The organism is Cellulosimicrobium funkei, assembly GCF_900155925.1.
In the GTDB taxonomy this organism is placed as follows: Bacteria; Actinomycetota; Actinomycetes; order Actinomycetales; family Cellulomonadaceae; genus Cellulosimicrobium; species Cellulosimicrobium funkei.
The window spans coordinates 807,870-831,340 of sequence record NZ_FTMI01000002.1 but is presented as its reverse complement, the minus strand read 5'-3'; the positions used below and the strand labels follow the sequence as shown (position 1 = coordinate 831,340).

The window sequence follows — 23,471 nt, the reverse complement described above, 5'->3', positions numbered from 1 at the left end:
CGGCGGACGCCGCGGCGCCGCCGATCACGACGACGATGGCCTCCCTGCCACCGTCGGACCGCACGCCCCGGGAGAGGGTCGCTCTGCTCGCTCTCCGACCCGGTGGCGCTCGGTCTGCTGCGACCCTAACCACACTTTTGTCGGTGGTCAATCAAAAGCGTGGCCACTTTCGCGACCTCGGATGCTTGCAACGTGCAAAAGCGCGCAGGCGAAGCCGACCTGGCGGTCGGTATCACGATACCGACCGCCGGGTCGTGCTCCGTCATCCGGCAGCGGGCGTGAAGTCGAGCTCGTCGTCCACCACGGCCACGACCGACCAGACGTTCCCGTCCGCGTCGGACAGCTCGTAGGCGGGCAGCAGGACGGCCGCGCCGTCCGGCTGGTGCTGCACCGCCAGGCCCAGGCGCGCGTCCGTGATCGTCACGTCCGTGACGGGCCAGGCGAACCGCGCACCCTCCCCCACGGTGGGCGGGACCGTCGGGGCCTCGGGCTCGGACGCGGTCTCCGGGAGGGGCTGCACGTCCTCGCGGGCCCACGCGATCATCCCCCCGCCGCCGAACCCGAACCGTGCGTCGCCGAGCCGCTCGACCGCCTCGGCCGGGCTGACGACGTCGTACGCGCCGAGCGGGACCCGCGGCGCAAGCGGTCCGGAGAGCGACGCGAGCCCCGCACCCGAGTACGTCGCTTCCCACGTGGTTCCCGTGCGCTGACCGTCGACGATCTCGTAGGCCGCCAGGAACGTGGCCCGGGCGCCCTGCTCCGGCGTCATCTCGCGCGCGACGACCTCGTATCCCGAGACGTCGACGTCGAGTCGCGCGAGCAGTTCGCGAAGCTGGTCCACGGCGGCGTCGGGGCTTGGCGGCGCCCCGTGCCCCTCCTCCGCGCACTCCCCTGGCTCCGCTGACGAGGTGGACGAGCCCGCCGGCCCTGAGCCGTCCGCACCGTCAGCAGGCATCGGCGTCACGGCGACGCAGCCCCACGGGTCCTTGGCCGGGTCGGTGAAGCTCACGCTCGCGAGACCGTCCGGCTGGAGCGAGACCCTGGGTCCCGTCCAGTCGGCCGAGCCGACGGCGTACGACCCGTACTCCTCGCGCACCTCGCCCGCGACCCCGAGGGTGTCGGCGACGCGGCGCACCGTCTCCTGCGAGAACACGCCCGCCGCGTCGTAGGCCCACGCCTCGGCGCTCGCGCCCTGCGTGGGCAGGCCGTCCTGGTGGAACACCGTGCGCGCTCCCCAGAACCCCCCGGCGAACCCCGGGACGACGCTCGCCGCGCGCGACGCATCGACAGCGCCCCCTTCGGTGGCGGCGCCGCCCGCGAACGCGTCCGCCCCCGCGGGTGCGTCCGCGCTGCCGAGCCGGATCGGGGCGAGCGCCGTGCTCTCCGCGGCGGAGCCGCCCGCAGTGGTCCTCCACTCGCCGGCGCCGAGCGCGTAGCCGCCCGTCCCGATGACGAGCGCGCCCACCACGGCGGCCGCCACCTGGAGCGGCGCCCGACGGCGCAGCCGGCGGGCGCGACGCTCGGCGAGCTCGTCGACGAGCGCGGCCGTCGGGCCGTCCGCCCCGGCGAGGCCGGCCGCGTCCGGGAGCTTCGCAGGAGCCGCGCCCGGGCCGCTCGTCGCGGGACGGGCGAACGCCTCGGGGACGCGGTCGCGCACCGCGGCCTCCAGGACCGTGGCGTCCGGGGTCGCGTCCGCGGCCGGGTCGGCCGCGCGCAGGCGCTCCAGGTCCGCGTCGTCGGGCTGCTCGGGGGTTCGGGTGGTCATGTCGCCCTCCAGGTACCGCAGGGGCCGTACCGCGCAGGTGCGGCCGGTCGGGTCTACCCGTGATGTGTGCTCAGGCGCCGGTCTCTTGCGCGAGCGCCGACTGCTCCGCCCACGCCGTGCGCAGGCGCGCGCGGGCCCGGGACAGCGCGGCGTCCGCGCCCCCGCGCGACGTGCCGAGGACGGCGGCCAGGTCCGCCCCACCGAGCCCCTCCCACGCGTGCAGGAGCAGGATGCGCCGGTCGCGGTCGGAGAGCGCGCCGAGCGCGCGGCGCACCTCGTCGTCCTGCACGACGACGTGCTCGACGTCGGCGCCGTCGTCCGGGCGCTCGGGCACCTCGGCCACGGGCAGGGCCCGCGCCTTGCGGCGGTGGTTGGCGAGGAGGAACCCCGCCGTGCGGTACAGCCACGGCAGCTCGGCGCCGTCGGGCACGTCGGCGCGACGCCGCCAGGCGGTCGCGAGGACCTCGGCCGTCAGGTCGTCGGCGTCGGGGGCGACGCCCCCGACGGCGCTCGGCAGGCGCCGGCGGAAGTAGCGGTACAGCGGTGTCGCGTGCGCGGCGAAGAGCGCGGCGAACCAGGCCTCGTCGTGGACGGCGGCCTCGGTGGTCTCGTCACTGCCCTCGTCGGTCGTCACGGCGGCTCCTCGTCGGCGGGGCGGGCTGTCAACCGCTCTGTGTCCCGGGGCCCGCGTTCCTTGCACGCCCCGCGGTTCACCCGAACCTCACCCGCGACGGCCCCGATCCTGCCATCCCCGGCCCCTACGCTGAGAGGCATGACGACGACGGAGCGGGACGCCCCGCCGCGCCACCCCCGCCGTCGGCGGAGCCGGGCGGCCTGGCTGGGCTGGGTTCTCATCCTGCTCGCGGTCGCGCTCGTCGTGTGCGCCGGGCTCCTCGCCCGGGACGCGCTCGCCGCGCGGGACGCCCTGACGCGCGCGCTGGACGAGGTCCCCGCCGCCGAGGAGGCGCTCCGGGACGGCGACGTCGCGGCCGCCGACGCCGCGCTGGAGCGGGTCCAGCCCCTCACCGCGTCCGCACGGGCCCACACCGACGGCCCCTTGTGGTCGCTCGCCGCCCACCTGCCGGTCTACGGGCAGGACGTGCGGGCCTTCTCCGTGGCCGCCGCGACGGCCGACGACCTCGCCGCCGTCGTGCTGCCGTCCCTCACGCAGACCCTCGGCAGCGTCGAGGGCGACGGGCTCGCGCTCACGGGCGACGGCGTCGACCTCGCACCGCTCGTCGCGGCCGCCCCGACGGTCGCGCGCGCCGCCGACGCGTTCGACGCGATCGACGCGCGCCTCGCGACCGTCGACCGCGACGCGCTGCACGCGGAGGTCGCCGACCCGTACGCCGCGCTCGTCGCGCGCACCGACGACCTGCGCCCGGTGGTCCGCACCGCCGACCGGCTCACGGCGCTCGCGCCCGCGATGCTCGGCGCCGACGGCCCGCGCCGCTACCTCGTCCTCGCGCTGAACAACGCCGAGCTGCGCGCCGGCGGCGGGATCCCCGGCGCGCTCGCGGTGATCTCGGCGGACCAGGGCAGGGTGACGCTGGAGCGGCAGGCCTCGACGGTCGGCTTCCCGTCGTTCGACGAGCCGGTGCTGCCCCTCGACCCCGGGGTCGAGCAGCTCTTCACCGACCGCGTGGGCCGCTACCTCCAGGACACCCCGCTGACGCCGGACTTCCCCACGACCGCCGCGCTCGCGTCGACGATGTGGGAGCGCGCGCAGGGCGAGCAGGTCGACGGCGTGGTCGCGACCGACCCCGTCGCCCTCTCCTACCTGCTCGAGGCCACGGGTCCGGTGACCGTCCCGGTCGACGGCGGCGCGGTCGACCTGGACGCGGGCAACGTCGTGCAGACCCTCCTCTCCGACGCGTACGGCGAGCTCGAGCCCGGCGAGCAGACGGACACGTTCTTCGCGGCGGTCGCGGCCCAGGTCCTGGAGCAGTTCCTCGCGGGCGGGGCCGACCCGGCCGTCGCGCGGGACGCGCTCGTGCGCGGCGCGGACGAGCACCGCGTGCTGCTGTGGTCGGCGCACGAGGCGGAGCAGGAGCGTCTCGCGGGCACGGTCGTGGCGGGCGACATCGACACCGCCGACCAGGCCGCGGGCTCGGTCGGCGTGTTCCTCAACGACGGCACCGGCGGCAAGATGGGCGTCTACCTCGGCAGCGACGTGCGCCTCGCGGGCAGCACGTGCACGGCCGCGGGCCGCGTGGACACGTTCGAAGTCGACCTCGCGTCGTCCGCCCCGGCCGACGCCGCGACGAGCCTGCCCTGGTACGTCACCGGCGGCGGGACGGCGGGCGTCGAGCCGGGCGTCACGCGCACGTTCGTCGTGCTCTACCCGCCGCGCGACGGGCAGGTCTCGGGCCTGCGCCGCGACGACGCCCCGCTCCCGGCGCAGCCCGGCGACGTCGCGGGCCGCGGCGCGCTCTCCGCGATGGTCGACCTCACGCCCGGGCAGTCCGCGACCCTGTCGTTCACGACGACGACGCCGCGGGACGCGGGGACCGCCGCCGCGACCTCGCTCGACGTGTGGAGCACGCCCACGACCACCCAGCCGGGCCTGCGCACGGTCGACGTCGCGCCCTGCGGCTGAGCCGCGTCCGGTCGCGTCACGGCGCGGTCACGATCCCGCGCACCGACGCTTTTTCACCCTGGACAAGCGTCCAACTCGGGCGTCCGCCTCGCTAGCCTGGCAGGACGGAAACACCTCGCGCACGTGTGGCACCTGCACGTATCAGGGACCTCGGGGCACGGCTCCCTCTCCACGAACAGCCTTTCCCGCCCACGGACAGGATTCACCATGAAGACGTCGGGAGGACGCCGCGCCGGGAGCCGCGCGCTGGCCGTCACCGCTACAGCCGCGACGGTGGTGCTGCTCACCGCGCCGGTCGCGGGAGCCGCCGAGGACGACACGTACGTGCCGGAGCCGACGATCGAGCTCACCACCCTGTCCCCCGTCTGCGACGGGGACGTCCCGTACCTCGAGTACGCCATCGCCGTCACCGGCACGGACAACGACACCGCGACCATCACGTGGCTCAACCCGGGCGGCGCGGACGTCGTCCAGTCCGGCCTCCCCCTGCAGGGCCGCGTGCTGTGGCCCGGCGCCGTCGTCGGGGCGGACGGCCGCGGCGCCGACTGGCCCGGCTGGAGCCTGGTCGACGGGCAGTGGGTCGAGGGCGACGAGTTCGACTGGGTGCGCCCCAGCGTCCAGGTGCTCTTCCAGGTCAACCCCGAGACGGTCGTCAGCGTGGACTACCCGCCGTCGTCGCCGAGCTGCGCGACGAACCCGCCGGGACAGGGGAACCCCACGACGACCACGACGGCGTCCCAGGTCTCGCGCACCGTCGCGACCGGCTCGTCGTCCTCGTCGCTCGCGACGACGGGCGCGACCGTGGGCCTGTACGCCGCCGTCGCCGCGGGGCTCGCGGCCGTGGGCGCCGCGGTCGTGCTGCTGACGCGCCGCACGCGCAAGGGCTGACCCGGCCGCCGGCACGGCCGGGTGCACGACGACGGCCTCGCACCCTCCCGGGTGCGAGGCCGTCGTCGGTGCGGGCCGGGGTCGGTCAGGCGGACGCCCAGCCTCCCGCGGCGAGGCGCGACTCGAGCCCCTCGAACGCCCAGCGGTCGACGACGAGCACCGCACCGCCGGGGGCGTCGGGCACGTACCACTGGAGCTGCTCGACGGTCCGCACCTCGGCCCCGGCGGCGTCGACGCACGAGAGCGTCCAGCGCGCGAGCGTCGCGGGCGTGCCGGCGACCTCGACGTCCGACTCCGCGGGGTCGCCGACCGCGCGGGCCGCGAGCGCGTCCGCCCCGGGGCACGTGGCGCCGTCGGGCAGGAGCGCCGTCGCGGGGTCGACACCGTCGAGCGCCGCACCGGTCAGCACCTCGAAGCTCGGGCACGCGGCGTCCTCGGGGCACCCGCCCGCACGGACCTGCGTGACGCCGTCGGCCGGCTGGAGCACCGACCAGTAGTCGGCACCGGGAAGCTGGAGGGGGCCGACGGGTACCTTGCCCGCGTCGGCGTGGTCGCCGTGCGAGCCGTGATCCTCGGCCTGGGCGGGTCCCGACCCGCCGTCGACGGTCGCCCCGGCGTCGTCGGAGCCGCTCGTGCAGCCCGCGAGGAGCGCGGCGCCGAGCACGGCCGTCAGGGCCACGGGCAGGGCGGAGGCCACGGACGGCGGGAGGGGACGGGAGGTGCGGGGTCGGGTCGTTCGGTGACGCACGGGCACGCTGACCGCCTTTCACGGTCGGAGGAGCCCCGCAACCCACTGGGGAGGGCTGCGGAGTTCCTCGTCGGCCCCTTCACGCTAACGAGCGCGAGGGCTGGTCGAGATGCGGGAGAACCACACGATGGCGGCCCGCGGGTACGGGATTCCCCGTACCCGCGGGCCGCCCCGGTGGTCCCCCGTCAGGAGGGGCGGCCGGGCGTCAGCACGCGCCGAGGGCCTGCCACGGGCCGTACTGCTCCGCACCCGGGACGTTGTTCTGCGTCCACCACTTCGCGCGGTACGACTGGCCCTGGTAGGAGACCGTCGCACCCCCGGTGTAGGCCACCGTCGCGGACCAGGCCGGCGCGGTGCACGTGCCCGGCGTGGTGGGCGGCGTGGTCGGGGGGTTCGTGGGCGGCGGGGTCGTCGGGGTGGTCCCGCCGCACGCGCCCGTCGCCTCCCAGGGGCCGCCCGCGCTCGGCCGGTCGCCCTGGGTCCACCACTTCGCGCGGTAGTTCTTGCCCTCGAACGACGCCGTCGCCCCGCCCGTGTAGACCGTCGCGGCCGACCACGCGGCCACGCAGGCCGTCGGGTCCGTCGGCGGGGTGGTCGGGGGGTTCGTCGGCGGGTTCGTCGGCGGGTTGGTGGGCGGGTTCGTCGGCGGGTTCGTCGGGCCGCTCGCGCCGTCGACGGGACCGGCCGGGAGCGTGCGGACCTTGTCCGTGAAGCCACCGAGCAGCGTGCCGTCGTGGTTGCCGGACAGGTCCCACCACATGGCGCCTCCCAGGTTCAGCCGGTCGATGTACTCGGCCTTGGCCGCCACCGACCGGGCGTTGTCGTAGCTCCACCACTGGTCGCCGTCGTACCGCCAGGCGGAGACGGTCGTCGGGTCGTAGTAGTCCTGGCCCCGCGTGCGGAGCTTGTCGTAGTCCTCGTTCCCCGCCTCCCACGTGCCGGGGGCCGCCCCGTTCGCGGCCGACCACGGCTGCGACGACGTGACGCCCTTCCAGCCGCGGCCGTACATGGCGAGGCCGAGGCCGAGCTGGCTCGGGGCGACGCCGGCGCGGAGGTACTCCTGGACGGCCTTGTCCGCGCTGAACTGGCGGCTCGCGGCCCGCGGGTCGGCCGGGTCGTCGTAGAGGTTGCCCTGGTGGCCGGCCAGCGCCGGGTCCCAGGCGCCGTGGAGGTCGTAGCCCTGCACGTTGCCGTAGTCGAGGGACTGGAAGATGCGCGGGTCGTTCCAGCCGCCGGCCGCGATGTCGGCCGGGTTGGCGGGCAGGAACGCCGAGAGCAGGTAGTGCTTGCCGGTCTGCGCGCCGTACGCGTCGAGCTGCTTGCGGAACTCGGCGAGCAGGAGCCGGAAGTTCTCGCGGTCGTTCACGGGGTCGACCGAGTTGCCGACCTCGCCGTTGTTCGAGCCCGGCCACTCCCAGTCGATGTCGATGCCGTCGAACACGCCGGCGGCCGCACCCGGCCCGCCGCGGCCGTCGATCACGGGCAGGTTGCCCTTGATGTAGAGGTCGATGCACGACGACACGAGCTTCTCGCGGGACGCCTGCGTCGCCGCCGCGCGGGAGAAGTTCTTCGACCAGGTCCAGCCGCCGATCGAGATGAGCGCGCGCAGCTGCGGGTTCTTCGCCTTGAGCTGCTTGAGCTGGTTGAACGAGCCCGCGAGCGGCTGGTCCCACGCGTCGGCGACGCCGCCGACGGAGTTCGCGGCCGTGTAGCCCATGCCGAAGTCGGCCCACGCGTCGCCCGCGCCGTCGGAGCCGTTCGGCCCCGTGCCCTGCGCCTTGTTCGCGATGAAGCACGTGAGGTTCTGGTGGTGGATGTTGCCGAACGAGTAGTTGATGTGGGTGAGGTCCGCGGCCGCGCCGGAGTCCTGCACCTTCTTGAGCGGGAAGGCGCGGCCGTACACGCCCCACTGGGTGAAGTAGCCGACGTTGCGGTAGCCGTTGACGTCGCTGTCGCCGGGGTTGCCGACCGCCGTCGTGGCGGTCGGCGCCGCCTGCGCCGGCGCGACGCCCGCGAGGAGGCCGCCGACGAGGGCGGCCGCCGTCGCGAGCGCCGCGAGGCGCGCGCCGCGCCGCCGGGCCGGGCGCGGTGGTCGGGTGGAGAGGGACACGTCCATGGGTCCTGCCTCGTGCTCGTACGGGGAGCTGCGGCGGCTCCGTGCTCCGGACCGCCCTGCCCTCAGGTCACCCCGAACGTAGCCACGAGGGGACCCGCGCGTGATCCGCGCTTCCCGCAGTGTTCGCGGCTCCTCCGCGCGGCGGCGTAGGGGAAGACCCGTAGGACAAAAGCGGACAGATGCTGACGAGAGGCCCCGAATCGACCCCGGCTCAGCGCCCCACGCGGTGCGCCAGGACCGTGAGCTCGACGCGCGAGCGCACCCCGAGCTTGCGGAACACGCGCCCGAGGTGGACCTCCACCGTGCGGACCGACAGGTAGAGCTGGTCCGCCGCCTCCCGGTTCGACGCGCCCTGGACGACGAGGAGCGCGACGTCGAGCTCGCGCTCCGTGAGCTCGTCCGCCCACCGGCCCCGCAGCTCCGCGAGCGCCTCGTCCGTCACGTCGCTCTCGCGCACCGCGAGCCGGCACGCGTCCGGCGGGGCGGGCCGCAGCGCGGCCTGCGCCTCGACGCCGGCGCGCGCGACCCCGAGGGCGGCGTGCATGCTCCCGGCCCGCGGGGCCGCGGGCCACGTGCCGCCCGGGACGACGGCCCCGCCGCCGAGGACGCCGGGCACCCCCGGCACGACCGCGGTCAGGTCCTCGGGCACCGGGCCCCCGAGGAGGCGGACCACCTCGGCGTGCTCGTCGAGCGCGATCGTCGTCCAGGCGTCCGCGCCCGCGTCGTCGAACAGCTCGATCGCGGACAGGAACAGGCCGTGGGCGCGCTGCAGCTCGCCCGCGCGCACGAGGGCGCGCGCGGCGCACAGGTCGGTCCGCGCGTGCTCGTAGGGCGACGCGGTCGTGCGGTTCACGCGCGTGGCCCGCTCGAGCGGCGCGGTGAGGTCCTCGGGCGCGGCGAGCGAGACGTCGGCGCGCACGAGCGTCGCCGACCGCAGCGACGGCGGGAGCTCCTTGGCGTCGACCCGGCGGCGCGCGAGCGCGCGCTGCGCCGCGTCGTGCCGCCCGGCGACGACCCACGCCTCGACGTCGTCCAGCCCGGGCAGCGGCAGCATGCGTGCGCTGTCGGGACGCTCGCGCTCCGCGGCGAGCTCGAGCAGCGTCGCGGCCTGGGTCACGTGGTGGGCGAACGCCGCACCCATGGCGCGGTCCACGAGCAGGCCGAGGCGCACGGGTCGCGACGTCGGGCTCGCGCACGTCTCCTCGAGCGCCGTCGCGACGGGCCCGACGACGCCCCGGGTCATCATGTCGAGGCGGCGCGCGGCGGCCACGCCCATCCCCGCGAACGGCAGGCCGAGCGGCAGGCGGAACGCGGCCTCCGCGAGCTCGTCCGCGGCTCGCGTGAGGGTGCCGCGCCACAGGTGCACGAGCGCCTGCGCGAGCCGGACGTGCGCCTCGGCGAGCGGCGTGAGGGCGGCGTCCGGACCGTCGAACCACCGGCCGCCGTCGCGCACCGGGGCCAGGGAGGCGACGACGCTCGCGAGCGTCTGCGCGGCGTCGTCCAGCCGGTCGTCGGCGGCGAGCCCGAGCGCCCGGCTCACCTGGAGCGCGGCCTCGTGGTCCGGGCCCAGGTCGACGTCGGGCACGACGCCGCGCTCCCCCACCCCGAACACCGCGGCCCAGGAGCGCGCGAGGGCGAGACGGGCCGGGGTCGCGTCGTCCTCGCACCACGACGCGAGGAACGTCGCGGTGTCGAGGAGCTGGGAGGTGCTCACGCCGTCGCCCCGCTCGGCGTGCAGCCGCGCCGCCGTGAGCACGCCCGTCACGACCCCGGCGACGGCGTCCGACGGGAGGCCGTCAGGACGGCCCCCGCGCAGGTAGGGCGACAGGACGTCGTCGGGCACCTGGCCCTCGGCGAGCGTGAGCGCCGCGACGAGCGGGCCGAGCGTGCACGCGCGCAGCGCGTCGTCCCCGCTCCGCGAGGCCTTGCGCAGCCAGTCGGCGGCGTCCTGCACGTGGCCCGAGCGCAGGGCCGCGACCCCGGCGATCGCGAACGCCTCGGCGCGGTGCTCGGCACCCGCCTGGCTCGCCGCCTCGCGCGCGACCTCGTGCGCCCACACGACGTCGCCGCGGTCGAGGTGGCGGCGCGCGATGCGCAGGAGGCCCGGGACGAGCGCCGGGTCGCCCACGAGGGTCGCGAGCGCCGAGTGCCACACCGCGACGTCCTCCTCCCCCGCCCGCCGGTGCGCCTCGGCGAGCGCGACGTGCGCCGCCGTGCGCTCGGCGAGGCGGGCGTCGGCGTGGACGAGCGAGCGCATGCGCGGGTCGACGAACGCGAAGCGGCCCCCCGCGAGGACGAGGTGCTCCGCGAGCGGGCCGTCGAGGACCTGCTCCATCGCGAGCCCCGTCGCGGACAGCACCAGCTCGGTGCGGTCGACGACGGCGACCGCCGCGACGAGCAGCGCCTGGCGCTCCGCCTCGCTGAGCGCGGCGAGCCGGTCGGCGAAGAGCGACCGGACGGCGGGGACGGCGGGCAGCGGGTCGGGCAGGATCGACCCGCCCGAGAGCTGCTCGGGGGTGAGGAGCGCCGCCGTCTGCGTGATGGCCGCGGCGTTGCCGCCGAGGAGGTGCGCGAGCCGCGCCGCGACGTGCGGGGCGACGGCGAGCCGCCGCTCGACGAGCAGGAGGTGGAGCGCGTCGGCCGGCGCGAGCGGCGGGACGGCGCGCAGCTCGAACGGCCCCGCGGACGGGTCGAGCGCGCCCGCGGGCGCCGTCCCCAGCAGGACGACGGGCGCGTGCCGCTGCGCGACGAGGCTCGCGAGCACCGACCGGCTCAGCTCGTCCTGGAGGTGCAGGTCGTCGGCGACGAGGACGACGGTCGCGCCGTCGAACGTCGCGACGAGGAGCTCGGCGAGCGCGACCGCCGCCACCTCGGGGAGGTGGCCGAAGCCCGGGTCGACCGGCTCGAGGACCCGCGTGAGCCGCTCGGGGACCACGCCGCCCGCGAGCTGCGACACCTGCGACACGACGGAGACGACGGCCGACCCGGGAGCGGGGACGCCCGCGGGCGGGCGACAGCGGAGCGTGACGGTCGGCTGCGCGAACTCGTGCGTCGCGACGGCCTCGCACACGAGCTCGAGCGTCGCGCTCGCGCCCATGCCGTGCTCGGCGGTCCACACGAGACCGCCCTTGCCCTCGCTCACGGCGGCGAGCGCGCGGTCGACCTCCTGCGCGCGGGACGAGAGCCGCTCGAGCCGTCGCGCGAACCGCGAGTCCGCGCGACGGACCGGCTCGGGAACCATGTAGTCCTGCTGTTCTGACATGTCGGGACCCTCCGTCCGGGGGCTTCGTCGCCCGTCGACCGGATGAAATGTTAACAACCCTCCGTAAACAAGGGATCACCTCATCGTTTCCCGCTCGTCACACGGTCGCCACCTGGGCCGACGCTCGCACCTCGACGGTTGCTGCCCGCTGCCCGGAGGGCTAGCCTGGCCTCGATCCCCGTCGCGGCCACGACCCCCGTGCGCCCCGACCCGGGTGCGGCGCCCACGGCGCCGCCGCCACGAGAGCGAGGTGAGCCCCATGCCTGACGGCAGCAGTCATAGATCCGTGCACTGCGCGCTCACCCCCCGTGGCTCGCGACCCGACGCCTGAGCCCGGCCGACGCAGGTCCCTGCGTCCCCGGCCGTCGTCCGTCCCGCGCGGGGAGGTCGCCAGTGCGCTCCGCGCGCGCCTCGCGCGCGCCGCCGGACCTCCCCCGCCGACGCACCCGCGCCGCCCACCCGTGGCCGCGCCCGTGCCGTCCGCCCGCCGGAAAGGACGACCACCATGACCCAGCGTTCCCCTGCGACCGCGCCGACCACCACCCCTGCCACCCCGGTGCGGGCCCGCCCCGCCCGGACGCCCCTGCGCGCCCCGCGCGAGGAGCGGCGCCGCGCGCGCCGGCCGAACCTCGAACGGCAGTCGATCTCCTTCACCGTGGGGCTCTACCTGTTCATCTGCGCCGCGCTCCTCACCGCGCACTTCACGGCCGGCGGTGCGTGATGACGACGATGCTGCCCGAGACCCCGGGCCTCGCCCCCGGCACGGAGACCCGCCTGCCCGCCCCGGCGCGCGGCGGGCTCGACCTGCACGCCCGCGCGCACGGCGACGGCTCGCCCCGGTTCGACCCGCGCGTCCTGCGCTCGCGCTGGGTGCAGGTCGCGGTCGGGGACCCGGACTCCGCGGCCCGCGCGGCCGAGCACGGCGTCGACTTCGCGGCTGCCGGAGGACGTGTCTGGGAGACGGACGCGCACGTCTACCTGCCGGTGACGGCGACCCGGCGCGACGGCGACCGGGTGGTGGACGAGCGCATCGTGCTCGCCCTGTCCGCCGACGTCGTCGTGACGGCCCAGCCGCAGCGGCACTACGCCGTCTTCGACAAGGCGATCGCCCGCATGCGCCGCACGCCGTGGCTCATCGGCTCGTCGTACGGCGTCGCGTACGCGCTGCTCTACGCGCTCAACGAGGCGGCCGACCGCGTCGTGTCCTACGCGAGCGACCTGCTCGAGGACATGTCCGACGAGATCGACGAGGCCACGCGCGGAGTCGACTCGCGCGGCCGGGAGATCGGGGTGAGCGACATGCAGGACACGATCACGCGCATGAACCGCGCCGAGGAGATCGTGTCGCGCGCCCAGGAGTCCCAGCTCTCGCTCGCCCGCGCCGCGCGGCACCTGCGCAGCGAGATCGCGGACTCGGACCCCGTGCTCGCGGGGCTCGTCGAGACGCTCGTCGCGGACGTCGACGGCGTGAAGCAGCACGCCGGGTTCGAGCACGACAAGGTGCGCTACCTGCAGCAGGCGATCATGACGTCGCTCGACGTCAAGCAGGCGCAGATCGTCAAGGTCTTCACCATCATCACGGCGGTGTTCCTGCCCCCGACGCTCATCGCGTCGTTCTACGGCATGAACTTCACGCACATGCCCGAGCTCGACCGGCCGTACGGGTTCACGCTCACGGTCCTGGTGACGCTCGTCGCCGCCGTCATCCCGCTCGCGTACATCAAGCGCCGCGGCTGGCTGCGCTGAGCGACGGACGGTGCGGTGCGCGGCAGAGGCCGCGCACCGCACCGTCAGGGTGTCAGGCGCAGGTGCCGACGACGCGCCAGGCCGGGTACCACTTCTCCGTGCCCGGGACGTTCGTGCGGACCCACCACGCGGCGCGGTAGTTCACGCCCTCGTGCGCGACGACGCGCCCCCCGACGTACGAGGTGCTGCGGTCCCAGCCCGGGAAGCACGAGCCGGGCGCGGTCGGGTCGACCGGACCGGCCGGGGCCGCGCGGTAGACGTCGGCCGCCGTGCCGACGAGCTCGTCCTCGTAGTCGCCCGCGAGGTCCCAGAACATCGAGCCGCCGAGGCCCTTCTCCGTGATCCACGACGCCTTGAACTCGACGGCGCGCGGCGTGTCGACGCTCCACCACTGGTCGCCGTCGTAGCGCCACGAGGCTCCGCTGACCTCGTCGAAGTACTCGGTCCCGTGGTCGCGCAGCTCGAAGTACTGCTTGTTCCCGGCCTCGTAGGTGCCGGGGGCGACGCCCGCGGCGGGCTGCCAGGCGCCGTTCGAGTCGCCGGCCTCGACGCCGGACCAGCCGCGGCCGAACGCCGGGATGCCGAGCGTGAGCTGGGCGGGGTCGACGCCGCGCGACAGGTAGAGGTCGATGCCGTCCTCGAGCGAGATCGTGCCGGGCTGCGAGGTGTCGTGCAGGTTCGCCTGGTGCCCGGCGAGGTTCGGCGACCAGCCACCGTGCAGGTCGTAGCCCTGCATGTTGCCGTAGTCGAGGTAGTCGAAGATCGTCGGGGCGTCCCAGCCGGCGTTCACCACGGTGGGGCTCACCGGGATGTAGGCGGAGAGCAGGTAGTCCTTGCCCTGCGCGGCACCGCGCTCGTCGAGCTGCTTGCGGAACTCGGCGAGGAGGGCGGTGAAGTTCGCCTTGTCGTTGACCGGGTCGACGTGGTTCTCGGGGTGCTGCGACCAGTCGGGGGCCCCGGGCCACTCCCAGTCGACGTCGATGCCGTCGAACAGGCCCGCGGCCGCGCCGGGGCCGCCGCGGCCGTCGATCACGGGCAGGTTGCCGTCGATGTAGAGGTCGATGCACGAGGCGACGAACTTCTCGCGGCTCTCGGGCGTCGCCGCGGCCTTCGAGAAGAACTTGGACCAGGTCCAGCCGCCGAGCGACATGAGGACCTTGGTGTCGGGGTGCTCCTCCTTGAGCTTGCGGAGCTGGTTGAAGTTCCCCGCGAGCGCCTGGCCCGGCTCGTCCGCGACGCCGTCCACCGAGTCCTCGGCGGAGACGGCTCGCACGAAGTCGGCCTGCGCGTCGCCGGCGCCGTCGTTGCCGCCCGGCTCGGGCGTGCCCGGGGCGTCCGCGAGGAAGCACGTGAGGTCGGTCGGGTGGATGTTGCCGAACGCGTAGTTCACGTGGGTGATCTGCTCGGCCTGGCCCGACTCGACGAAGTCGCGCACGGTGTAGCCGTAGTTCTCCGGGGCCCAGGACATGAAGTAGCCGACGTTGCGGTACCCGTTGAGGGCGGCGTCGCCGTTCGGCGAGTCGGGCGTCGGGGTGGTGGCCGCCGTCGTGGCGGTCAGGTGGGCGGTCGGCGCGGCGGCGGCGGTCGTCGCGGCGGCGACGGCCCCGCTCGCGGCGAGCGCGAGGGCGGTGAGGCCGGCGGCCGCGCGCGTGGCGCGGGCGCGGCGCGGGGCGGACGGGCGAGGACGGTGCATCGAGAGGACCTCTCGTCGACGAGGTCGGTCGCCGACCCGCGCGGACGCGCGGCGGTGCGGCCTCCTGCGGGGCCTGAGCGACCGGCTGACGTGAGCGACCGTAGCCGTGGGCGGGGCCCGCGGGACTACGTGCTTCCCACACTCTTCGCGTCACGCGCGCCGCGCGGGGTACGCGGTCCTCCGTACGCAGGCCCCGTACGGGACAGCCCGTACGACGCCGCGTCAGGCCTCGAGGATCAGCGTGACCGGGCCGTCGTTGACGAGGTCGACCGCCATGTGCGCGCCGAACCGCCCGGTCGCCACCTCGACCCCGCGGGCGCGCAGCGCCTCGACGACCGCGTCGACGAGCGGCTCCGCGACAGGACCGGGCGCCGCGCCGTTCCACGACGGCCGACGGCCCTTGCGCGTGTCCGCGTAGAGCGTGAACTGGGAGACGACGAGCACGGGCGCGCCGTCGTCGAGCACGGACCGCTCCCCCGCGAGGATCCGCAGCTCGGCGATCTTGCGCGCGATCGTCTCCACCTGCGCGTCGCCGTCGTCGTGCGTGACGCCGACGAGCGCGAGCAGGCCCGGTCGGTCGATCGCGCCGACGACCTCCGCCGTCCCGTCGTCGGCCACGACGCTCACGCTCGCGCGAGTCACGCGCTGCACGACGGCCCTCACGGCCGTCCCCTGTCGTCGCGCCGCGCTGCGTCGGACGAGAGGTCCTGCGAGGCGTCGTACGCCGCGTCCGTCCCGGGCTCGTCGAGCACCGCGCGCACGGCGCCCACCGGCTGCCCGGCGCCGAGCACGGGCACGTCGCCGAGCGCGTCGAGCGCCGGCCCGTCCGCGCCCGCGACGTCGAGCGCGCCGAGACGGCGCAGCGCCGCGGCGAGCACCGCCGGGCGCGGCCGGGACGCGCCGTCGAGCACCTTGAGGGCGAGGGCACGGCCGTCGGGCAGCCCGGCCCCGTACACCCCGTCGGCCCCGTCCTTGGCGACCAGGCCCGGGACGGCGCGCATCGCGAGGGTCGCGTCGCGTCCCGTGCCGCCCACCATCTCGGGGAACGCCGCCATGGCGCGCGCGACCTCCGCCTCGGGGGAACCCGGGTCGTGCTGCGGGGCCGCGGCGAGTCGCCCGAACGCGCGCGCGAGCCCGCGCACGGTCGTCGAGAAGAGCGGCGCCCCGCAGCCGTCGACCGTCACGTGCTCGACGGCGACGCCCGTCGCCGCCGCGACGGTCTCGCGCACCGCGACCTGCAGCGGGTGGTCGTGCTCCAGGTACGTGCGCGGGTCCCAGCCCGCGACGACGCACGTCGCGAGCATCGCCGCGTGCTTGCCCGAGCAGTTCTGGGTGATCGACGACGGGCCGTTCCCCGCCTCCTGCCACGCGAGCGCGGCCGGCGGGTGCAGCGGGAGGTCCGGGGTGTTGCGCAGCGCGGACTCGTCGAGCCCGGCGCCCGCGAGGATCTCGCGCACCCCCGCGAGGTGCTCGGGCTCGCCGTTGTGGCTCGCGGCGGCGAGGGCCAGGAGGCGCGGCGGCAGGCGCAGGCCGTGCCGCAGCATCGCGACGGCCTGGAACGGCTTGACGCTCGAGCGCGGCCAGACGACCGTGCCGGCGTCGCCGCGCTCGAGGAGCGTGCCGCCGTCGGGCTCCAGCAGCACGAGGTGCCCCGTGTGGACGGACTCCACGAGGTCGCCGCGCACGACCTCGGCCAGCGGGACGGCGGCGCGCGCGACCCCGGTGCGGACGTCGTCGGTCACCGCGGCGCTCACCAGCCGCCGGGCCGGCCGGACGACCCGTTGCCGCGCCCGTTCCCGTACGGCTGGAGGCGGGGACGCACGTCGACGAGGTACACGATCGCCGCGACGACCGCGATGATCCCGATGAAGCCGAGGTTGATCCCGCCGCCGAGCGGGATGGAGAGGAAGCCGAGCGCCGCGGCGACGCCGAGGATCGCGAGCCAGATCGGCTTGCTCAGCTTGCCCTCGGCCGTGAACGCGCTCGCGGGCCGCCGGATCGCGTCGACGAGCGCGAAGAGCTGCGTCCCGAACACGACCAGCGACAGGAGGAGGTAGACGATCCACTGCAGCGACCCGAAGATTCCCACGGGCACGAGCCTACGGTCTGGCGAGCGGCCACGGCACCACGCGCAGCCCGGCGGCACGCGCCGCGGTCACGACGTGCGGGTCCCACGCGGCCACGACCGTGTCGTCGTGCGCGACGGCGAGCGCGCTCGCCACGTGCACCGCGTCGTTGCTGCGCAGCGACCCGGCGGCGACGAGCCGCGACGCGCGGTCGGTCACGGCGCCGGACACCTCGACCACGTGCAGCGCGGGTCGCAGCGTGTCCCAGGTGCCGAGCGCGCGGGCGTGCGCCGGGCCGTCGATGACCCCGCCGCGGGCCCCCGCGGCGAGCGCGGCGCGGACCTCGACGTCGGCGAGGCGGCTCGTGACGACGACGTCCGCACGGTTCCACAGGCGGCTCGCGAGCGCGGAGCCGGCCTCCGGGACGCACAGCTTCACGAGCGCGCTCGCGTCGAAGTAGACGAGGGCCACCGCGGGCCCCTCAGCGCCGGATCCGGCGCACGAGCGCCGCGACCCCGCCGCCGCGGGCGACCCGGGCGCCGTCGGACGGGCGCGAGCCGTCGGGACCCGCCGGACGTGCCCCGTCCGTCGCCGCGGCGAGCACCGGCGCGGGCACCGCGTGCACGGGGCGCTCCCCCGCCGGAGGGACCAGGACGCCGTCGCGCACGAGCTCGGTGACGAGGTCCGCCGTCGCGACGCCGGTCAGCCGGGCGACGGGGACGCCGCGCTCGGTGATGACGACCTCCTCACCGTCCCTGGCCCGCTCGATCCACGACTTGAGCTCGGCGCGCAGCGCGCTGACAGGGACCTCCATGCCCCGACCGTACCGGCCCGCGGTACCGCTGTGCAGGGGTCTGTCGTCCCGGGTGCGAACGCTCTCAGAGCTCGGGGAGCGCGTCGCGCGCCTGCTCGGGCGTCGCGCCCGCCGCCTCCAGGGCGTCGACGATCGGTGACCGCACGAGCATCACGAGCGACTGCACCTGCCAGTCGCCGTCGCCGAGCGCGTGGGGGTCGGCGCTGCGGGCCACCTCGAGGAGGACCTCTCGCGCGACCGCCGGGTCGCGCCCCGCGCCGACGGCCTCGGCGAGCACGTGCACCCCGGCGCCGAACCGGGCGACGAGGTCCGCCACGGCGTCGAGCTCGTGGTGGTCCGGGCCGCTCGCGACCGGCCGCGCACGCCGCGCCAGGACGCGCACGCTGCGCATCGCGCGGTCGACGAGCACCGCCTGCCGCTCGAGCCCGCCAAGCTCGTCCCGGTGCCGCAGCCCGGCGGCGCTCACGCGCGCGAGTTCGCGCGCGGAGGTCGCGGACGACTGCCACTCCTCGAGCGCGCCCTCGGACGCCCGGCCCTTGACCAGCGCCGCGTCGAGGTCCGCGGGGTCGCGCGCTCGCAGACCGCGCGCGAGCACGTCGAGCACGCCCGCGAGCTCCGACGTCGCCTCGGACCCGAGCAGGCGGGGTCGTCGTCGGGGGTCGCCCGGCGTGAGGGCCGCGACGGCGAGCGCGACGGCGCCGCCCACGAGCGCGTCCGTCCACCGCCCGAGCGGGCCGCCCGCCTGCGCGGCCGGCAGCCCGACGATGACGATGGCCTGCACGCCCGCCTGCGTCGTGAGCATCGCGCCCCGGTCGATGAAGCGTGCGGCGAGGGCCGAGACCGCGAGGACGACGGCGACCTGCCACCAGCCCGACCCGATCGCGTGGACCACGAGGTCCCCCAGGCCGACGCCGATCGCGACGCCCACCGCGAGCTCGAGCACGCGGCGGAGCTGACGGTCCTGGCTGAAGCCGAGGCAGATCCACGCGGAGACCGGCGCGAAGAAGGGGGCTGTGTGCCCGAGCCCGTACCGGGCGATGCCGAACGCGAGGCCGGCAGCCGCCGACGCCTGGAGGATGGGCCACAGCGCCACGCGCACGCGCGACGCGCCCTGACGGACCCGGGCCCGCAGGAGGAGCCGGCGCCACGCCGTCCGGGCGACGTGGACCGCCCCCGGGGACTGCCCGCGCGCCGGCCCCGACGTCACAGCATGCTCGTGGGTGCGCCCTCGCCGCGCGGCGTGACGCCGCGCCCGACGGGACCGCGCGCGGCCGGACGGTCGACGGAGACGCCCTCGCCGGGCACCACGACCTCCTGCGCCGCGGAGATCGCGCCGCCGTCGCAGTCGACGAGGAGCTCGGCGTCGACCGGCGCGCTCCGCTTGAGGACCGCGAGCGCGATCGGCCCGAGCTCGTGGTGGCGCGCGACCGACGTGACCGCCCCGACGGCGCGACCGTCGAGCGTGACCTCGGCCCCCGGCGCGGGCAGCAGATGGCCCGACCCGTCGAGGTGCAGCATGACCACGCGCCGCGGCGGACGCCCGAGGTTGTGCACGCGCGCGATGGTCTCCTGCCCCCGGTAGCAGCCCTTGTGCAGGTGGACGGCGGTGCGCAGCCAGTCGGTCTCGTGCGGGATCGACCGGTGGTCGACCTCCGTCGCGAGGCGCGGGCGCCAGGCCTCGACGCGAGCGGCCTCGCTCGCCCACGTGCCCACGAGGCGCCACCCGGCGGCCTCGCGCGCCGCGACGGCGTCGGCCAGCTCCGCGCGCGGGACGAGCACGAGCCGCCACGGGCGCTCGCGGCCCGGGTGCTCGTCCTCGGGCGGGCCGTACCGCGTGCCACCCGCGAGGACGCGCGGCCACGGGTCGCGCCACGTCACGGGCTCGTCCTCGGCGCCCTCGGCGTCGACCGGCTCGCCGAGCGCGGCCCACTCGTCCGTGGCGTCGGCGATCTCGACGCGGAGCATGAACTTCATGCGGTCCAGCCACGCGGCGAGGTCGGCCGCGTGCGAGCGCTCGGTGACGAGCCAGGTCGTGGTGCCGTCGTCGACGACCGACGCGGCGTGCTCGACGTGGCCCTGCGGCGAGAGCACGAGCAGCTCCGTCGAGGTGCGCGGCGCGAGGTCCGTGAGGTCCTGGGACGTGATGGAGTGCAGCCAGCTCAGCCGGTCCGGGCCCGTGACCGTGACGACGCCCAGGTGCGACTGGTCGACGACGGCGCCGCCCGTGCGCAGCGCCCGCTGCTCCCCGGTCGGGTCGCCGTAGTGCCAGGCGACGCCCTCGTCGGGGCCCGTCGCGGGCACGGCGCCGTGGCGGGACAGGAGCGGGCTGGTGTAACCGGTGGTCACGGGTGGTCCTCCTTCGTCGACGCGTCCGGACCGGGCGGGCCCTCGGGCCGCCCGGTGGCCTGCGTCAGGCCGACGGGCGCCGGGTCAGCTTCGCGGACGCGTACGACTGCAACGGCTGACCGAAGGCCGCCAATTCCCACACCCACAGGAGCTGGCCCTCGACGAACCCGTAGAGCCGCTTCGAGGCCGTGACCTCGGACGCCGTGGACGTGCGCGCGATGAGGTCGCTCGCCAGGTCCACGCGGCCGTTGCCGACGGCGCCGAGGTACACCGACACGCGACCCGCCGGGTCGGCGACGAGGACCTCGAGGGGGTGGCGGTCGTCCTCCAGGCCCTCGGGCCGGTCGGTCGACACGCGCCAGTAGCCGGTCTCCGTGGACCAGACGGGCGACGCGGCGGCCGCGGCGTCGAGGGTGGCCTCGTCACGCTCCGGCCACTCGCCCTCCGCGGGCACCGTCTCGGGGACCGCGGCGTCGAGGACGCGCAGCGTCGACTCGTAGCGCAGGTAGGGGCCGCCGTCGTGGTCGAACACGACGTCGTGGACGAACGGCGTCTCCTCGATGCCCGGGTACTTGACGACGCCCTCGCCACGCCAGCTCCCGACGAGCCAGGCGAGCGGGTACACCTCGGGAGCGAGGCCTTCGGGGAACTCGAACGGCATCAGCGACCACCTCTCGGAGTCGGGCGGCGCGCGGCGCCCGCGCGGGGACGGGCCCCGCGCGGCGACGTCAGCGCTGGCCCTTGAAGAGCTTGTAGACGACGTACCCGGCGAACCACGTGATGGTCACCGTCGCCGCGAGGAGCAGGCCGAGGAAGATCAGCTCGAGAGTGTGCGGGCTCATGCGGGCGATCCTACCGGCCGGACGGCGCCCGCACGCCGTGGCCGTGGTCACCCGCGGGGCTACGCTCGGCCGCGTGACCGACTCCACGCTCCCCGCCGCCGCCCCCCGCTCCCGCTCGCTCGTCGTCAAGACGACCTCCGGGCTCGACCGGCCCGAGGCCGCGAACCAGGCCTTCACCGTCGCCGCCGCCGCGGTCGCGGCGGGCGTCGAGGTGAGCGTGTGGCTCACGGGCGAGGCGGCGTGGTTCGGTGTGCCGGGCCGCGCGGCGGAGCTCGAGCTCGAGCACGCGGCGCCGCTGCCCGACCTGCTCGACGCGGTCCTCGCCGCGGGCACGCTGACCGTCTGCACGCAGTGCGCGGCGCGTCGCGGGATCACGGCCGACGACGTCCTGCCCGGCGTGCGCATCGCGGGGGCGGCGGTGTTCGTCGAGGAGGCGCTGCGCGAGGGTGCCCAGGCGCTCGTCTACTGAGCGAGCCGCGCCCGCGGGCGCTCGCCTGCCGGGCGGGCGCGCGCCGGGCCGTCAGCGGGCCGGCGCGACCCGGCGCAGCAGCAGGTACAGCTCGCACCCGAGGCACAGGCCGAACGCGGCGTTGAGGACGGCGGCCACGAGCGCGAGCGCCGCCGCGGCCGGCACGGCGCCCGCGACGCCGATCAGCCCGAGCACGACCCCGGCACCGGTGATCACGAGGCCCACCGCCTGCGCGAACCGCGGCGGCCTCGGGTCCTCGCGCTCCGTCGTCGGGCCGATGCGCGGGAGCAGGACCAGCCGGTAGACGGCCGCCTGCCACGTGCCCTGCGCGCCGCGGACGGTGCCGAGCAGGAAGCTCGCCGCGACGACCGCGAGCAGCACGAGCGCCGCGGGCGACGTCCAGAGCAGGATCACCACGGCGAGCAGGACGGCCGTCATGCCCGCCCCCGCGCGCGGCCCGCGCGGGTCGATGCCGGCGGGCGCGCCGCCCGGCTCGGTGACGGTGGCCTCCGGGCCTGCCTGGTCGCTCACTCGGGTCTCCTCCGGTCGGGCCGTCGGAGACGGCGGTCAGCTGCCTGGCACGCTCGCGGGCCGCGCGCCCGGGTCCGCGACGGCGAGCGCCGCGAGCGCCTGGGCGCGGTTCATGCCCCCGCTCGCGCGGGCGACCTCGCGGCCCTCCGCGTCGAGCACGAGGACGGTCGGCGTGCGCAGTATGCCGAATGCTCGCACCAGGTCGAGGTGGTCGTCGACGTCCATCTCACGATGCGTCACGTCCGGGTGCGCGGCGCTCACGTCGCGCAGGACCCGGGCGGTGGCGCGGCACGGCGCGCAGAGCTCGGCGGAGAACTGGACGAACGTGCGGCGCTCCGCGAGCGCGACGCCGTGCGCCGCCCAGTCCACGGGCGCGGGCCCGGCGACGGCAGCCGCGGGCGACGCGGGCCCTCTCTCCCGCGCGGCCCGCACGACGCCCTGGCGGCGCTGCCACCACACGCCGAGCGCGGCCGTCGCGACGAGGGTCACGACGAGCAGCACGACGGCGAGCGGCGAGGGGGTCACCCGACGATCACCCGGCCGACGACGAAGATCAGGGTCCCGCCGACGGCGACGGGCAGCGCCGTCGCGGAGAACGCGCCCAGCCGGCCGCGCAGCTCGGGGAGCTGGTCGAAGAGCGCGTGCAGCGACGCGACGAGCAGGCCCGCGACGACCCCCGCCCAGACGCCGCCCAGCAGCTCGAGGTCGGGCATGACGTAGCCGACGGCGCCGCCCGCGAGCACCGCGAGGCCGAGCGTCAGCGCGGCGTTGAGCCAGCCGCCGAGCGGCAGCGCGGACACCGCGGACGCCACGGCGAGCGCGACCGCCGTCGTGACGACGAGGGACTCGCCCGCGTCGGTGCGGCCCGCGGCGATCCAGCCCGCGCTCGACGTCGCCACGACGATCCCGCTCACCGTGCCGATGAGCGACTCGACGAGACGCGGGCGGCCGTCGCGCCGCAGGAGCTCGGCGACGAACGCGAGGACGACGGAGAGCGCGAGCACGACGGGCAGGTGGCGCAGCGCGGGCTCCCCGCGCGTCGCGGCGGTCGCGGCCACGGCGCCGAGCCCGGCGATCGCGATGACGACCCGGGTCCCGCCGTGGACGGGGATGTCGAGCAGCCGCGGCCAGCCCATCGCGACGCTCAGCGCCAGCGCGCCCGACGCGATCGTGAGCGGCAGCGGGCCGAAGAACGCGGCGACGGCCACGACCGCCGCCAGGCATGCCGTCACGACGGCACGGGTCGAGAGGTCCACGCGGTCAGCGCCCCGTTCGGGGGTCGCGGGAGGGCGTCGGGTCGTGCAGCACGCCTCAGAGTGTCGCAGAGACTCGCCGCGGGCCGCTCACCGGCTGCCCGTCGGCGGCCGGGCGGCGGTCTCGCGAGCGAGCCGCGGCGTCGCTGCCGGGCAGCGCTGTCACCGGCCGGGGAGTGCGGACGCGCGCGATGTGAGACACGCACCGTGCGCGCGGCCGGCACGCGATACGGTAACCGTCCACGGACCGCGGACGTGGCCGACGACGTGGCGTGCCCCGTAGAGGTCCGTCCCGCCCGGTCGCCACGCGTCGACGCCCGGGGGCGCCGCCCG

22 protein-coding genes are annotated in these 23,471 nt (G+C 76.4%); 5 read left to right on the top strand and 17 right to left on the bottom strand.

The window, feature by feature from the left end; genetic code table 11:
- Positions 1–262 precede the first annotated feature (262 nt).
- Together BXA05_RS07970 and BXA05_RS07965 are read right to left on the bottom strand one after the other, a co-directional pair.
- Positions 263–1,765, bottom strand: a complete 1,503-nt coding sequence (locus BXA05_RS07970) for a hypothetical protein (RefSeq protein ID WP_076404541.1) — start codon at positions 1,763–1,765, stop codon at positions 263–265.
- A 70-nt stretch (positions 1,766–1,835) separates the two neighbouring features.
- Positions 1,836–2,399 carry an RNA polymerase sigma factor gene (locus BXA05_RS07965; protein WP_061267973.1) on the bottom strand — a complete coding sequence of 188 codons (564 nt, stop codon included), beginning with the start codon at positions 2,397–2,399 and terminating at the stop codon, positions 1,836–1,838.
- A 138-nt stretch (positions 2,400–2,537) separates the two neighbouring features.
- On the opposite strand from BXA05_RS07965, the gene BXA05_RS07960 reads away from it, so the two are divergent.
- Together BXA05_RS07960 and BXA05_RS07955 are read left to right on the top strand one after the other, a co-directional pair.
- On the top strand, positions 2,538–4,364 hold the full coding sequence (locus tag BXA05_RS07960; RefSeq protein WP_083711666.1) for a DUF4012 domain-containing protein: 1,827 nt from the start codon (positions 2,538–2,540) through the stop codon (positions 4,362–4,364).
- Positions 4,365–4,571: 207 nt separating this feature from the next.
- Positions 4,572–5,252, top strand: a complete 681-nt coding sequence (locus tag BXA05_RS07955; protein ID WP_061267975.1) for a hypothetical protein — start codon at positions 4,572–4,574, stop codon at positions 5,250–5,252.
- 85 nt (positions 5,253–5,337) lie between these two features.
- Here the strand turns inward: BXA05_RS07955 and BXA05_RS07950 are convergent, their stop codons facing one another.
- From BXA05_RS07950 to BXA05_RS07940, 3 genes are all read right to left on the bottom strand, one after another.
- Entirely contained in the window at positions 5,338–5,949 is a 612-nt protein-coding gene (locus tag BXA05_RS07950) for a hypothetical protein (protein WP_076404540.1), read from the bottom strand.
- A gap of 256 nt (positions 5,950–6,205) precedes the next feature.
- Positions 6,206–8,116, bottom strand: coding sequence for a glycosyl hydrolase family 18 protein (locus BXA05_RS07945; protein ID WP_083711664.1), 1,911 nt, complete (start codon positions 8,114–8,116; stop codon positions 6,206–6,208).
- Positions 8,117–8,327: 211 nt separating this feature from the next.
- Positions 8,328–11,378, bottom strand: coding sequence for a helix-turn-helix transcriptional regulator (locus BXA05_RS07940; RefSeq protein ID WP_143311090.1), 3,051 nt, complete (start codon positions 11,376–11,378; stop codon positions 8,328–8,330).
- A gap of 505 nt (positions 11,379–11,883) precedes the next feature.
- Here BXA05_RS07940 and BXA05_RS19690 point away from each other — a divergent pair.
- Both BXA05_RS19690 and BXA05_RS07935 read left to right on the top strand, forming a co-directional pair.
- Positions 11,884–12,099 carry a hypothetical protein gene (locus BXA05_RS19690; RefSeq protein WP_137280719.1) on the top strand — a complete coding sequence of 72 codons (216 nt, stop codon included), beginning with the start codon at positions 11,884–11,886 and terminating at the stop codon, positions 12,097–12,099.
- Entirely contained in the window at positions 12,099–13,124 is a 1,026-nt protein-coding gene (locus BXA05_RS07935) for a CorA family divalent cation transporter (protein ID WP_061267978.1), read from the top strand. Before BXA05_RS19690 ends, BXA05_RS07935 begins: the two co-directional genes overlap by 1 nt.
- 52 nt (positions 13,125–13,176) lie before the next feature.
- Here the strand turns inward: BXA05_RS07935 and BXA05_RS07930 are convergent, their stop codons facing one another.
- The 9 genes from BXA05_RS07930 to BXA05_RS07890 form a co-directional block, all read right to left on the bottom strand.
- Positions 13,177–14,817, bottom strand: a complete 1,641-nt coding sequence (locus BXA05_RS07930) for a glycosyl hydrolase family 18 protein (protein WP_076404537.1) — start codon at positions 14,815–14,817, stop codon at positions 13,177–13,179.
- A 222-nt stretch (positions 14,818–15,039) separates the two neighbouring features.
- Positions 15,040–15,480 (bottom strand): D-aminoacyl-tRNA deacylase, encoded by a 441-nt coding sequence (dtd, locus tag BXA05_RS07925; protein WP_076404536.1) that lies wholly within the window; start codon positions 15,478–15,480, stop codon positions 15,040–15,042.
- A complete protein-coding gene (locus BXA05_RS07920; protein WP_083711737.1) occupies positions 15,477–16,559 on the bottom strand; it encodes an asparaginase in 1,083 nt (360 codons plus the stop codon). Before BXA05_RS07920 ends, dtd begins: the two co-directional genes overlap by 4 nt.
- 8 nt (positions 16,560–16,567) lie before the next feature.
- On the bottom strand, positions 16,568–16,906 hold the full coding sequence (locus tag BXA05_RS07915; RefSeq protein ID WP_308200541.1) for a DUF2516 family protein: 339 nt from the start codon (positions 16,904–16,906) through the stop codon (positions 16,568–16,570).
- 10 nt (positions 16,907–16,916) lie between these two features.
- Complete coding sequence (locus tag BXA05_RS07910; protein WP_043660314.1) at positions 16,917–17,354, bottom strand: type II toxin-antitoxin system VapC family toxin; 438 nt, start codon at positions 17,352–17,354, stop codon at positions 16,917–16,919.
- Positions 17,355–17,364: 10 nt separating this feature from the next.
- Positions 17,365–17,697, bottom strand: a complete 333-nt coding sequence (locus BXA05_RS07905) for a type II toxin-antitoxin system prevent-host-death family antitoxin (protein ID WP_076404534.1) — start codon at positions 17,695–17,697, stop codon at positions 17,365–17,367.
- 64 nt (positions 17,698–17,761) lie between these two features.
- A complete protein-coding gene (locus tag BXA05_RS07900) occupies positions 17,762–18,904 on the bottom strand; it encodes an FUSC family protein (protein ID WP_076404533.1) in 1,143 nt (380 codons plus the stop codon).
- Positions 18,901–20,043 (bottom strand): CAF17-like 4Fe-4S cluster assembly/insertion protein YgfZ, encoded by a 1,143-nt coding sequence (gene ygfZ / locus BXA05_RS07895; RefSeq protein ID WP_076404532.1) that lies wholly within the window; start codon positions 20,041–20,043, stop codon positions 18,901–18,903. Before ygfZ ends, BXA05_RS07900 begins: the two co-directional genes overlap by 4 nt.
- 64 nt (positions 20,044–20,107) lie before the next feature.
- A complete protein-coding gene (locus BXA05_RS07890) occupies positions 20,108–20,704 on the bottom strand; it encodes a heme-binding beta-barrel domain-containing protein (protein WP_043654723.1) in 597 nt (198 codons plus the stop codon).
- A gap of 254 nt (positions 20,705–20,958) precedes the next feature.
- Here BXA05_RS07890 and BXA05_RS07885 point away from each other — a divergent pair, with 254 nt between their 5' ends.
- Positions 20,959–21,354, top strand: a complete 396-nt coding sequence (locus BXA05_RS07885; RefSeq protein WP_076404670.1) for a DsrE family protein — start codon at positions 20,959–20,961, stop codon at positions 21,352–21,354.
- Between the two features lie 51 nt (positions 21,355–21,405).
- Here the strand turns inward: BXA05_RS07885 and BXA05_RS07880 are convergent, their stop codons facing one another.
- The 3 genes from BXA05_RS07880 to BXA05_RS07870 are packed head-to-tail and all read right to left on the bottom strand — an operon-like array spanning position 21,406 to position 23,141.
- Positions 21,406–21,885: a DUF4395 domain-containing protein gene (locus tag BXA05_RS07880; protein WP_076404531.1), complete on the bottom strand. Its 480-nt coding sequence runs from the start codon at positions 21,883–21,885 to the stop codon at positions 21,406–21,408.
- Between the two features lie 36 nt (positions 21,886–21,921).
- Positions 21,922–22,410, bottom strand: a complete 489-nt coding sequence (locus BXA05_RS07875) for a thioredoxin family protein (protein WP_076404530.1) — start codon at positions 22,408–22,410, stop codon at positions 21,922–21,924.
- On the bottom strand, positions 22,407–23,141 hold the full coding sequence (locus BXA05_RS07870) for a hypothetical protein (protein ID WP_076404529.1): 735 nt from the start codon (positions 23,139–23,141) through the stop codon (positions 22,407–22,409). The genes BXA05_RS07875 and BXA05_RS07870 overlap by 4 nt, the downstream gene beginning before the upstream one ends.
- Between the last annotated feature and the right edge of the window lie 330 nt (positions 23,142–23,471).